Source organism: Haloferax sp. Atlit-48N, assembly GCF_003383015.2.
Taxonomy (GTDB): Archaea; Halobacteriota; Halobacteria; order Halobacteriales; family Haloferacaceae; genus Haloferax; species Haloferax volcanii.
On sequence record NZ_CP137689.1, the window covers coordinates 1,255,835 to 1,268,299 of the forward strand.

Here is a 12,465-nt window from a genome sequence, read left to right on the forward strand (position 1 = left end):
CTTCCCCCCACCCGTGATGTCAGTTGTATGTCAGGGTCGCGGCCGACTGACGGGAGCGTCGATACGACCGGTGAGTCAGACCCCCGGGTTCACTGGCTCGACGACGACGAGACGGCGCAACTCCTCGGGAGCCTCTCCTGTGACACCGCCCGCGACCTGCTGTCGTGTCTGCAAGAGTCGCCCGCGACGGCGACCGAACTCGCGACGCGGGTCGACACCTCCGTCCAGAACACTCGCCACCATCTCGGGAACCTCATCGGCGCAGACCTCGTCCGCGTCGCCGACACCCGCTACTCAGAGAAGGGTCGCGAGATGAAAGTGTACGCCGCCGCCGCCCCGTTCGTCGTCTGTATCGGCGGCGACGGGGACGACCGCGAGGCCTTCGCTGAGGTCGTCTCCGCGTTCCTCGAATAGCTCGGTTCGCCTCGCGTCCCGTGCGCCGGGGGCTCGCTCTCGCGCGAACGTTCAAGTACGGGTCCGCGACCAGTCACCGACACCCCTATGGCCGTCGCAACTGGACCACAGAGCGTGACCTGGCAGGAGGTGTTCGGCCACCCGGAGGCGTACCCGGAGCAGGCCGACGGAATCGAAACCGCGATACAGACCGCCCGAGACGACGGGTTCGCCGTCGTTGAGGGCGCGTGCGGGACCGGCAAGACGATGCTCGCGCTCACCGCCGGCATCGACCTCGTCCGCGACCCCGACTCCGACTACGAGCGCGTCTTCGTCCTCACGAGCGTCAAGCAACAGCTCCGGCAGTTCGAGGCCGACCTCCGAACCATCAACGAGAACCTCCCGACCGACTGGAAGCCCGTCTCGGGGCTCACGCTCGTCGGCAAGTCCGACGTGTGTCCTTACAGCCGCGAGGGCTGCGGCGGCATCGACGACGCGACCGTCTACGACCGCTGTGAAGCCCTCCGCGACCGGACCCGCGGGCTCGTCGGCGACGGCGGCCGGACCAGCGCCGAGGCGCTCGCCAAAGACGCCCGCGAGCAACAGACCGGCCTCCTCGACACCGGCTCGACGGCCGCGGGCCCGGACTACCTCGAAACCGCGGGCGACCCGACGCCGTACCCGACGTCGATGCCGGAGTACGAGGACGTGGAGTACTGCCCCTTTTACGCGAACTTCCTCGCTGACCTCCCCGAGGACGGCGACCCAATCGAGGCCGTCCCCTTCGACTTCGACGACAAGGGACTCGTCGGGACCGAAGACCTCGTCTCGCTGGCCGCGGGCGCGGGGTCGTGTCCGCACTCCGTGATGGGCGCGCTGTTGCCCCACGTCGAGGTCGTCGTCGGCAACTACTACCACGCGTTCGACCCGACGACCGTCGGCACGTTCACCGGCGCGCTCGTCGACGACTCGACGTTCGTCATCTGCGACGAGGCCCACATGCTCGAACCCCGCGTCCGCGACCTCGTCTCCGTCGGCGTCGGCGACCGGACGCTCCGCGACGCCGAAAGCGAGTTCACGCGCGTCATCCAGCCCGTGAAGTTCGACGACGCCGGCAAGTCCACCGTCGACGCCGACCTCGTCCGCGGGGAGCTTCAGGAGGCCGACGTGACGCTCCGCGAACTGGAGGAGACCCGCGACTTCATCCGCGACCTCCGCGAGGAGCTCGACCGGCGCGTGACCGCCCATCTCGACCGCGAGTACGGCGGCTGGCGCGCCGACCCGACCGAACTCGACGACGAGGAGCTCCCGCTCCGCGACCCCGAGGAGCCCGGCGTCGACGAACTCACCGAGTGGGCCGAGGAAAGGGGCCACGACGAGGGAACGTGGGTCCGCGCCGAGGCGACCGGCTCGGCGGTCGCCCGCATCCTCGACTCGGTCGAAGAGGACGACAAGCGCCGGGCCGCCCCCGCGGCGGGGCGGGCGCTTTCGACGTGGGCCTACGCCGACCACGAGAAGCACTTCCGCGAAATCGAACTCGAACGGACGTGGGACGAGATGGAGCCGCCGGAGTCGTGGCGGCGCGCGTACAACGCCCGGCTGTCGGTCCACAACTGCGTCCCCGGCGAGGCCATCGCGGAGCGCCTCGGCGACTTCGGCGGCGGCGTCCTCATGAGCGCGACGCTCGAACCCATCGACGTGTTCCGGCGCGTGACCGGCCTCGACGCCCTCGCCGACGACGGCCGCCCGGTGGCCGAGCGGACGTTCGGCCTCGGCTTCCCCGAGTCGAACCGCGCGAGCTTCGCCGTCGACGTGCCGAAGTTCACCCACAGCAACCGCGGGCCGCCCGGCGAGGAAAACGAGACGCGACTGGCGTACACCGACGCCGCGGTCGAGGTGTGCGAGCGGTCGCCGGGCAACGTCCTCGTCGGGATGCCGAACTACGCCGAAGCCGAGTGGATGGCGGGCGCGCTCGAAGCCCGCGTCGATAAGCCCGTCCTCCTCGACGAGTCGTCCGACGACGGTGCGACGGAGCGACTCAAGCGCGACTTCTTCGGCGGCGAGGGGAAAGTGCTCGTGACGAGCCTCCGCGGCACGCTCACCGAGGGCGTCGATTACAGCGGCGACAAACTCTCGGCCGCGGTCGTCTGCGGCGTCCCGCTCATCAACACGTCGTCGCCGCGGACCCGCGCGGTGAAGACCGCCTACGACCGCGAGTTCGGAGACGGCTTCGAGACGGCCTTGACCGTTCCCGCGGTCAGAAAGGCGCGACAGGCCATCGGGCGCGTCATCCGCGGCACCGACGAGGTCGGCGTCCGCGTCTTCGTCGACGCTCGGTACGCCCGCGACTCGTGGAACGGCGTCCGCGACTACCTACCGGCACAGGAGCGCGAGGAGTTCAGACCCGTCAGCCCGGACATGCTCGGCTTCGGCCTCGACCAGTTCTGGTCGTCGGTCGAGTAGTCGCGGCCGGGGTCGCGCCGCGGCGGCGAGCGGACAGTCGTCAGGAGAGCGTCAGCGTTCGTCGTCCCACGCGTCCCGGCAGTCGTCGTCGCAGAAGTGCCGCGCCTGCACAGCGTCGTCTTCGACCCACGTAACGACGTGATGCGTCGGGTTGTTCGCAATCGGCTCCCCGCACGTCGCGCAGGTCGGGGCGTCTTCCGGGTCTACGTTCGCTTCCAAATCGGACGTGGGATCGACCATTGACACCCAGATGGCGGTTCCGGGCACTTCAACCCGTCTCCGCCGGCAGAAGTCGCCCGACGGCGCGCCAGACAGCGCGCCCGACGCAACGAAACTGTGGAATCCACACCTGCGCGTCGGTGTGCACGGCTATGTATCACTCCGTACTCCCACTTGGTGCAACGTTTTGTAACCCCCCGGTATTGTCAATGCCTACCACACTTAGTGAAGGTTATGTAATCACGGTCGCGTTTGTGTACGTGACGGCGAATGTCCGAACTGCCCGCATCTCAGAACTCGGTTGCAGGGACCGCTGACCGCGCCGGCGCGGATACCACCGGAGACCGCTTCCTCCATAGTGTCGTCGTCTCCTATCGAGGGAGCCCGGACCAGGTCACCGTCTACCCCCGACGCGATAGCTGCTGCGACCGGATGGAGGCGTGGTTGACCGCCGACGCCGACGCGTTCGTCTCGCTCGACGAGATGTGCTGAGTCGTCGACGCCGACGCGGTCGATGCGCCGCCGACGAGCGTTTCCGCCGCCGCTCGCCCCCCTTCGACGCCGCGTCGGCTCAGTCGACGAACTCGGCGTCGGACAGCGTTTTCTGTACCGCTTCTTCGCCCACAGCCGCCGCCAGCGCCTCGAAGCCGGCGCGCTCGGCGCGGTCGCGGGCGTTCGCCACCAGCCGCGAGACGATGAACTCCGGCGTGGACTTGCCGACCGTCCCGAACCGCGGCTGGTAGTCCACGCGCAGTTCCAACTCGTCGGTCAGCCCCTCGGCGAAGATGCCGTCGATGCGCGCCTCCGGCGGCAGCGGGCTCAGTTCGTCCGCGAGGTGCGTGACGTAGACGCCGAAGGCGTCGCGCTCGACGGTGAGGTTCACGAGGCCGTTGAGCAGGTCGGCCGCGCGCCCCGGCTCGGTGATGGCCTCGAACTCGTCGACGAGCATCAGCGTCCGCCCGTCGCCCGACAGCGGCGGGACGATGGACTTGAGCGTCGATTCGAGCACGCCCGCGTTGAAGCTCGCGTGCCGGCGGTGGAACACGACCGAGTCGAACCGGCCGACGACCGCCGACTCCGCGGGGACGGGAAGCCCCATCGACGCGAGGATGGCGACCTGCGAGAGCGTCTCCAAGAGCGTCGTCTTCCCGCCGCTGTTGGCCCCCGTGAGGACCGACACGCGGTCACCGACCGGCGGCGTCGGCCCCGACGCGCACGCGAGTTCGTGGTCACCGACGGCGTAGGAGACCGGCTGTGGGTCGTCGATAAAGAGGCTGCGCGCGCCGCAGACCGCCAGCCCCGTCTCGGCGATGTCCGGCGGCGTCAGGTCGTACTCGTCCGCGAACCGCGCGAGCGACAGCGACAGCGCGACCTCGTCGACGGCCTCGACCGCGAGGTCCACGTCGTCGCGGGCGGCCCAGATGCGGTCGCGTAGCTCCTCCGCGACGGTCTCCTCGCGGGCGGCGGCGTCGGCTTCGAGGTCCTCGACGAGCGCCCGGAGCGACGCGCTCACGAAGTCGGTCGCGTCGCGGGCGTCCTCGGCGGCGACCGCCTCGACCTCGCCGCGCGAGAGGTCGGTCTCTTGGGCGACGTACTGGACGAACGCGGCGCGGAAGTCGTCCAGCGAGCGGACGCCCCGCGACTGGACGGTTTCGAGCACGTCGAACGAGCCGGATTGGAGTTCCTTCGCGGTGTCGAGTCTGCTCCGCAGGCTGTCGAGGCGGTCGTCGGCACCCGCGGCGACCGAGCCGTCGTTGTCGACGTAGCCGAGCGCCCCGAGCGCATCGCGGAGGGCGTCGGGGTCGGCTTCCGCCAGCGCGTCGAACGGCTCGCCGCGAAGTCCGGCCTCGCGGAGTTCGAGCGCCGCGCGAACGGCGGCGCGCTCGGTCTCGCCGGCCTCGTCGTAGTCGCGGAACGCCGCCTCGATGGCGTCGCGGGCGTCGTCGTCGAGGTCGGCCCACGCCTCCCGCGCCGCGAGGATGCGATCGAGGCGGTCGCGCCGGGCCTCGACGGTCGGCAGCGGCGTCAACACGCGGATGCGGTCGGCGGCGTGTTCGGTCAGCGCGCGGTCGCTCGCCAGCGACAGCAGGTCGTCGTACACGTTGCGGGCGTCGCGGGTCGCCAGCGCGTCGATGCCGGCCTGCCCGTCGGCGCGGCGGAGGATGCGAACCGCCCGCCCGCGGGTGACGCCGGCGTCGACGAGCGCCCGCACGTCGGCCGACTCGATGGCGGCGACCGCCCCCTCCCTGCCGAGCGCCGATTCCAGTCGGTCCGAGGTCTTCGGGCCGACGCCCCAGTAGTCTTCGAGTCGCATACCGGGGGCGTCTCACCGGGCGCTCTTAGGTCCACCCGTCGGGCGGTGCCGCCGCTGTTCGAGGAGCGGGCCGCGAAGAAAACTCAGTACGAGGGGGCGCGCTGGTCGGTGTCCGTGCTGGCCGTCTCGTCGGACCGGAGCAGGTGTCGGCCGGGCACCGCCTCCGCGTCGCGGTCGAGGTCGCGGGCCGCGCAGACCGCGAGGGTGGTCGTGAGCGTGCGGACGGCGCGCTCGTGGTCGGCGCGGCAGTCCCGGAGGGCCATCGGGCCGATTCCCAGTCGGTTGTACGGTTCGAGGTCGGCGCTCGTGAGTATCCCGCCGTCGCGGTAGTCCGTGGCGATTTCCACGAGCAGCGAGTGGACGTGGATGAGCTCGTTTTTCTTCATTGGTTGCACGTATGTGCTCATCGGGGGTAAATGACGCGGTGAAGCGTTTTTTCGGTCTTGTATCTGCCTCGGCTAGAAATGAATGTATCTGTCGGAGACACGAACGAAACACCCGCGGCTCGTCGGTCGATTCCGCGGAAAGGGAGTTGGGGTTTGGGCAGGGACACGTCCCCTGGGCGGAGAGAGGGGGTGGGTTGTCGATTCCGCCGTGGGGGCGTGCGGGCACGACGAGTGACCCGGGCAGGTCACTGTGGCCATATAGTCGATTGGAACGGTTAGTAGTAATTCACGACCCTACGTGGTTAGGTTCGATTCGAGCCGACCGAGAAACGCACAAGTCGGTGGGGGTTAGAGTCGGGGTATGCACGCACGACGGGACGCCGGTCCGCGGGGGGGTCGAGAGGGATGACAGACGGCTCTCCGCGGTCGGTCGACGAGCCGTCGGCGGCCGAGCGCGAACTGCGCCAGCGGCTCGACATCCTCGCGACGTTCAACGAAGTGATTGCGGACGTGAACGAGACCATCGTCGACGCCGCCGAGCGGGCGGACATCGAACGGCAGGTCTGCGAGCGACTCGTTCAGACCGACGAACTCCGGTTCGCGTGGGTCGGCGTCGTCGACGAGACGACCGGCGACGTGGAGCCGACCGCGTGGGCCGGCGACGAGGACGGCTACCTCGACGAGATAGACGTGTCGGTGGCGGCGGACCGGCCCGAGGGTAACGGTCCCGTCGGCCGCGCGGTCCGGTCGAACGCGGTGCAGGCGACCCACAGCATCCCCGACGACCCGGCGTTCGGCCCGTTCCGAGAGCCGGCGCTCGAACGCGGCTACGGCTCGGCGGCGTCGGTGCCGCTCGTCTACGACGGCGCCCGCTACGGCGTGCTCACGATGTACGCCGAACACGAGCGGGCGTTCACCGCGGAGCTCGACGAGCCGATTTCGAACCTCGGCCACGCCGTCGCCCACGGCATCGACACCCACGTCCGGCGGGAGCGCGAGCGCGAACTCGAACGCCGCGAGCAGGCGTTTTCGCGCATCGTCGAGAACATCGAGGAGTACGCGCTGTTCCGCCTCGACGCCGCGGGGCGCGTCGAGAGCTGGAACCGCGGCGCGGCGGCCATCAAGGGCTACGACGCCGACGAGATACTCGGGAAACACATCGAGACGTTCTACACCGACGAAGACGCCGAAGACGGCCTTCCCGAGCGCCTTCTCGACCGAGCGCGGACCGAGGGCCGGGCGGAAAACGAGGGGTGGCGCGTCCGGGCCGACGGCACCCGCTTTTGGGCGTCCGTCACCATCACCGCCCTGACCGACGACGCCGGCGAGGTCATCGGTTTCGCCAAGGTAACGCACGATATGACCGAGCGGAAGCGCCGCGAGCAACAGCTCGACGCGGTGTTCAACAGCACCGTCCAGTACATCGGACTGGTCGAGCCAGACGGCACGGTGCTCCGGGTGAACGACGCCGCGCTCGACCTCGTCGACGCCGACCGCGACGACCTGGTGGGGACGCGGGCGTGGGAGACGCCGTGGTGGCGCGGCGACGACGAGCGCGTCGCCGACCTCCGGGCCGCCCTCGACCGCGCGGCGGACGGGGAGTTCGTCCGCTACGAGGTCGAAATCGACCGCGAGAACACCGACCGACTGGTCGTCGTCGACTTCTCTGTCACGCCGGTCACCGACGACGAGGGCGAGGTGTCGTTTCTGGTCCTCGAAGGCCACGACATCACCGCCCGCAAGGAGCGGGAGCGGGAGCTGCGACGCGAACAGGAGCGACTGGAGTTCGTCAACCGCATCATCCGCCACAACCTCCTCAACGGCTTGAACGTGGTCGGCGCGCGGGCGGACATCGTCGAGGAGTTCGTGGACGACGCGGGGCTGACCCACCTCGACACGATACAGGGGCGCGTCCGCGAGATGACCGAACTCGTCGGGACGATGCGGACGTTCATGAAAGTCATCGTCGAACGCGAGTCCCACGAGTTCCGCCCGCGCCGAATCGACGAGGCGGTCGGCCACGGCGTGGAGTCGCTCCGGCGGGAGTCCGACGCCGCGAGCGTCGCCGTCGGGCGACTGCCGGAGATCTCGGTCGTCGCCGACGACCTGCTGGACGAGGTCGTCGAGCACCTGCTGAAAAACGCCGTCCAGCACAACGACAAGCCGGACCCCGCGGTCGAAGTCGAGGTGGCCGCCGGCGACGACGCGGTCGAACTCCGCGTCTCCGACAACGGGCCGGGCGTCCCCGACGAGGAGAAACACCGCATCGTCGACCAGCGCATCGAGGACCTGTCGAACCCGGGCAACGGCTTCGGGCTGTTTCTGGTCCGCGAAATCGTCGAGAGCTACGGCGGCACGGTCGAAATCGAGGACAACGACCGCGGCGGAGCCACGTTCGTCGTCACGCTCCCGCGGGCGTGAGTTCGCCCCCGAACAGGACCGCTTCAGTCGGGGAGTAATCCGACGGCGAAGACCGCCGACTCGGGTCGCCGTACCGCCTAAATTCCACCTGTTTCGATGGGCAGATATATTACCGTCCGCCGTTACTGTGTGTTCGATACGATGGTCACCGAACGCTCGGCGCGCGAGAGCCCCGACCAGCGGGCCGCCGAGCAGGTCGTCCTCGTCGTCGACGACGACGAGGACCTCGCAGACACCTGCCGGTACTGGCTCGACGGCGAGCGGTTCGCCGTCGAGACAGCCTACGGCGGAGCGGAAGCGCTCTGCCGACTCGACGAGACGGTCGACGTGGTCCTCCTCGACCGCCGGATGCCGAACGTCACGGGCGACGACGTGCTCGAAGAGATTCGCGAGCGCGGCCTCGACTGCCGCGTGGCGATGATGACCGCGGTCGAGCCGGACACCGATATCGTCGAGATGCCGTTCGACGCCTACCTCGTCAAGCCCGTCTCGGAGTCGGAGGTCAAAGAGACGGTCGAAGAGCTGCTCGTTCGGTCGGGGTTCGAGTCCGGGGTCCGCGAGTACTTCGCGCTCGAATCCACCGAGGCGGCGCTCGACAGCCGCGACGTAGAGGAGCTTCGCGAGCCGGAGGCGCTTTCGGACCTCCGCAGTCGCTTGGAGGCGGTGCGGGCCGAACACGAGGCGGCGATTCGAAACCGCGAGGCGCAGCTCGACCGCCTGAACCGAACGAACGAACTGCTCCGCGACGTCGACCGGGCGCTCATCGACGCGCGGACCCGCGACGAAATCGAACAGACCGTCTGCGACGTGGTCGCGGACGCGCACGAGGCCGCCGTCGTCCTCAGGCGCACCGCCGCCGGCACGCTGCGGTGTACCGCGGCGGCGGGCCACGGTCTCGACCCCGCGGGCGTCGACCTCGACTTCGTCGACGAGGCGTTCGGCGTCGACGGGGCGGTCGAAGACGGCTTCGTCTTCGAGGATATCTCCGAGGCGCACCGCGCGGCCGTACTCGGCGACGACGCCGACGACCTCGACGCGGTCTCGGCGCTCTGTGTTTCCATCGACTACCGCGAGACGATGTACGGCGCGCTCGTCGTCTACGACGAGACCGACGGCTTCGACGACGAGTCCGCGGGGCTGTTTTCCGACCTCGGGGCGACCGTCGGCAACGGCATCAACGCGACCCAGAGCAAGCGGCTTCTCAACGGCGACAGCGTCGTCGAACTGGAGTTTCAGGTCGGCCGCGACGCCGGCGTGCTCGCCCGCCTCTCGGCGGCGCTCGACTGCCAACTCTCGCTCGACGGCGTGACCCGCCTTGACGACGGTCTCGCTTGCTTCGTCAGCGTCGCGGGCGCGTCGAGCAGCGACGCGGTCGCGGCCGCGGTCGACGCCGACGGCGTCTCGCAGGCCCGCGTCGTCTCCGAGGGCGACGGGGAGTCCGTCGTCGAACTCCGCACCGACGCCGAGGCGGCGCTTTCGACCGCCATCGACCACGGCGCGAGCGTGGAGCAACTGACGCTCTCGGAAGGGACCGGCAGTCTCGCGCTCCGCGTCGCGGCCGACGCCGACCACGGCGCGCTCGTGGAGGCGGTGGCGACGGCCGCACCGGGCGTCTCAGTCGTCGCGAAGCGCGAGGTCGAGCGGTCCGTCCAGTCGCCCGACTCCTTCCGGCGGGCGCTCGACTCGAAGCTGACCGACCGGCAGCGGACGGTCCTCGAAACGTCGCTCGTCTCCGGCTACTTCGAGTGGCCCCGGGGGAGCACGGCCGAGGAGGTCGCCGACTCGCTCGGTATCTCGCCGCCCACGCTCCACGAGCACCTCCGGACGGCGGAGCGAAAGCTCATCGAGACGTATTTCGACGAGCTGAATCCAGCGCCGGCGGACGACTGAGGCGGGCGGGAGCGAGCGACCGAGGAGAGTTAGTCGAGTGTTGCTTCGGGCGTGTCGTCGATGAGTCGAGCGGCGGCGTCGAACACGTCGCCTTTGGTGACGGGTTTCGTGAGCACGTCGTCGACCGGGAGGGCGGTTAGCTCGTCGTCGGGCGTGGCGCTGAGCATGACGACGCCGAACGACGCCGGGTCGGCTCGGCGGCGGAGTTCTTCGAGGACGGACTCGCCGGAGAGACCGGGGAGGTTGCGGTCGAGAAAGACGAGGTCGACGTCGTCGTCGAACGACTGGAGCGCCTCGCGCCCGGTGTAGGCGACCCGGACGCGGTAGCGTCGTTCGAGCCACAGCGCGAGGCTGTCGGCGAGGGCGGCCTCGTCGTCGACGAGGAGGACGGTCGGCGCGTCGTGAGTGTGAGTCTGTGTCATGGCTCGGACCGTGGCTACGGTGTCTCGGAGGCGGTCGTGCGGACTCGGAGGCGGCCGGTCAAGAGCGGTCGTCGAGCGGCGCGGGTGTCGCTCACGCGTCGTTCATGCGCTGCGACTGCGTGTTGCCACAGCGCGTACAGCGCGTGACGCGGTACGGCTCGCGGGAGAACTGACGGTTCTCGCGCTTCCGACTCTCCGTCTTGATTTCGATGGAGACGTCGTGCGACGTCCGCGACTCACACGACGGGCACTCTTCGACGAACTCGTTGTTTCGGGGACTGCTTTTACTCTTCGACATACGGTGGTCGTGGCAGTAGCTATGGACCCTATGCCGTTGAATACGGAACCTAATCGATTTGGGACGCGGACCAATCGAGGGGCGGCGGCCGCTCGTCGGCCGAGAAGACCTACTCCGCGGGGACGATTTTCTCGTCGTACTTGTCGCGGAACTCCTGGATGAGCGTGCCCATCTGGGCGTACCAGTCGTTGAGCATCCGCTGCATATCGTCCGCGACCTCGTTGGGGTCGGTCGGGTGGTAGACGTGGTAGTAGCCGCCGTGTTCGTAGTTCACCTGTTGTTTCTGGATGAGGCCCGCCTGCAACAGGCGCTGGATGGAGCGGTAGGCGGTCGAACGCTCCCGTTCGACCGCTTCGGCGACCTCGTCGACGGTCAGGCGGTCGTCGGTCTCGACGAGCACCTCGAAACACCGTCGGTCGAGTTGCTTCAGTCCGTGGAGACATTCGAGGAGTCCCTCACACTCCATGTCCGATTGCAGGTATTCGACCATCGAGCTAGCCATTGTCGGTTCGGGCTACGTGGTCAGCCCTGAAAAGGGTTTGTATAGTTTGCACAACACCGAGTGGGAGACGGCGACCCGGTGTGGCGGATTCGCGTTCGATGCGAGTGCGGTTCGCGTTCGAGTCGGTGCGGTCAGTCGGCGGTCGAACTCCCGGCAGTCGAGGGCGCGCGCATGGACTTGACGGCGCTGTAAAGCACCGCGCCGGAGACCATGAGCGCCGACCCGAGGATGAGCGCGAGGCTGACGTAGTCGAGGACGCCCACGCCGAGATAGTTCCCGGCCTGTCGCACGGCGACAGCGAGCGCGCCGAGAAGCAGCATCAGGCCGAAGTAAATCTTGATTTCGTCCTCGTCGACGATGGAGGTCGCCGCGGAGCCGACGCGCGCGCCGAGCGCGGAGCCGGCGAGCAGCGGCGCGACGATAGAGAGGTCGACGCCGCCGGACTGCGCGTAGAGGAACGAGCCGATGCCGCCCGAGAACATGATTTCGAACAGGTCGGTCCCGACCGCGATGGGTACGGGGACGCCGATGAGGTAGAACAGGGCGGGCATCCGGATGAAGCCGCCGCCGACGCCGAGGAACCCCGAGAGGAGCCCCGTGGCGAACGCGACGAGCAGAATCATCCACAGCGAGACCTGCACGCCGCCGCGGAGCGTTATCATCGGCGGCAGCGAGTAGCTCTGAATCTTCTTCGCCAGCTCGGGGATATCGTCGGCGTCGACGTCGGCGTCGCCGTCTACGTCGTGGCTGACGCCGCCGCCGTCGCCGCCTTTCAGCGCCTCGTAGGTGACGAACAGCCCGATACCGCCGAGGAGCAGCACGTACGTGACGCTGATGATGTTGCCGGCGAGTCCGAGTTCTTCGAGGTAGAGGACGATTTCCTTCCCGACTTCGAGGCCGACCGTGGTCCCGATAATCATCGAGATACCGAGTTTGTAGTCGACTTGCCCGAGGTCGCGGTGTTTCAGCGTCGCGATGACGGAGGTCCCGAAGACGAACGCGAGCCCGGAGCCGACGGCCACGCGCGAGGGATAGCCCATGACGAGCAGCGCGGGCGTCACGAGGAACGACCCGCCCATGCCGAAGAAGCCGAACAGGACGCCGATGAGGACGCCGAACGCGACGAAAAGCGCCAGCAGCCCGGCCGACATGCCGAA

The 12,465-nt window shown here is 68.8% G+C and carries 12 protein-coding genes; 5 read left to right on the forward strand and 7 right to left on the reverse strand.

Annotated elements, in window-relative coordinates; all coding sequences use genetic code 11:
* The first annotated feature begins 27 nt into the window (after positions 1-27).
* Together DEQ67_RS06855 and DEQ67_RS06860 are read left to right on the forward strand one after the other, a co-directional pair.
* Positions 28-414 (forward strand): ArsR/SmtB family transcription factor, encoded by a 387-nt coding sequence (locus DEQ67_RS06855; RefSeq protein WP_006600329.1) that lies wholly within the window; start codon positions 28-30, stop codon positions 412-414.
* An 87-nt stretch (positions 415-501) separates the two neighbouring features.
* Positions 502-2,856, forward strand: coding sequence for an ATP-dependent DNA helicase (locus DEQ67_RS06860; protein WP_115802533.1), 2,355 nt, complete (start codon positions 502-504; stop codon positions 2,854-2,856).
* A gap of 51 nt (positions 2,857-2,907) precedes the next feature.
* Here DEQ67_RS06860 and DEQ67_RS06865 read toward each other — a convergent pair whose 3' ends face one another.
* The gene (locus tag DEQ67_RS06865; RefSeq protein WP_004063509.1) at positions 2,908-3,096 is read right to left on the reverse strand and encodes a DUF7576 family protein; all 189 of its coding nucleotides are present in this window, start codon (positions 3,094-3,096) and stop codon (positions 2,908-2,910) included.
* Between the two features lie 249 nt (positions 3,097-3,345).
* Between DEQ67_RS06865 and DEQ67_RS06870 the strand changes: the two genes are divergently transcribed.
* Positions 3,346-3,567, forward strand: a complete 222-nt coding sequence (locus DEQ67_RS06870) for a DUF7511 domain-containing protein (RefSeq protein WP_049896080.1) — start codon at positions 3,346-3,348, stop codon at positions 3,565-3,567.
* A gap of 79 nt (positions 3,568-3,646) precedes the next feature.
* Here the strand turns inward: DEQ67_RS06870 and DEQ67_RS06875 are convergent, their stop codons facing one another.
* Complete coding sequence (locus DEQ67_RS06875; protein ID WP_006600327.1) at positions 3,647-5,389, reverse strand: DNA mismatch repair protein MutS; 1,743 nt, start codon at positions 5,387-5,389, stop codon at positions 3,647-3,649.
* 83 nt (positions 5,390-5,472) lie between these two features.
* A complete protein-coding gene (locus DEQ67_RS06880) occupies positions 5,473-5,775 on the reverse strand; it encodes a UPF0058 family protein (protein WP_004063505.1) in 303 nt (100 codons plus the stop codon).
* Between the two features lie 405 nt (positions 5,776-6,180).
* Here DEQ67_RS06880 and DEQ67_RS06885 point away from each other — a divergent pair, with 405 nt between their 5' ends.
* Complete coding sequence (locus DEQ67_RS06885; protein ID WP_004063503.1) at positions 6,181-8,196, forward strand: PAS domain S-box protein; 2,016 nt, start codon at positions 6,181-6,183, stop codon at positions 8,194-8,196.
* Between the two features lie 141 nt (positions 8,197-8,337).
* Positions 8,338-10,086 carry a bacterio-opsin activator domain-containing protein gene (locus DEQ67_RS06890; protein WP_115891263.1) on the forward strand — a complete coding sequence of 583 codons (1,749 nt, stop codon included), beginning with the start codon at positions 8,338-8,340 and terminating at the stop codon, positions 10,084-10,086.
* 29 nt (positions 10,087-10,115) lie between these two features.
* On the opposite strand, the gene DEQ67_RS06895 is transcribed toward DEQ67_RS06890, so the two are convergent.
* From DEQ67_RS06895 to DEQ67_RS06910, 4 genes are all read right to left on the reverse strand, one after another.
* A complete protein-coding gene (locus tag DEQ67_RS06895; RefSeq protein WP_006600324.1) occupies positions 10,116-10,508 on the reverse strand; it encodes a response regulator transcription factor in 393 nt (130 codons plus the stop codon).
* A gap of 91 nt (positions 10,509-10,599) precedes the next feature.
* Positions 10,600-10,806 (reverse strand): hypothetical protein, encoded by a 207-nt coding sequence (locus tag DEQ67_RS06900; protein ID WP_115891262.1) that lies wholly within the window; start codon positions 10,804-10,806, stop codon positions 10,600-10,602.
* A 109-nt stretch (positions 10,807-10,915) separates the two neighbouring features.
* Positions 10,916-11,296: a helix-turn-helix domain-containing protein gene (locus tag DEQ67_RS06905; protein WP_004043579.1), complete on the reverse strand. Its 381-nt coding sequence runs from the start codon at positions 11,294-11,296 to the stop codon at positions 10,916-10,918.
* Positions 11,297-11,439: 143 nt separating this feature from the next.
* On the reverse strand, positions 11,440-12,459 hold the full coding sequence (locus tag DEQ67_RS06910) for a sulfite exporter TauE/SafE family protein (protein WP_049896079.1): 1,020 nt from the start codon (positions 12,457-12,459) through the stop codon (positions 11,440-11,442).
* Between the last annotated feature and the right edge of the window lie 6 nt (positions 12,460-12,465).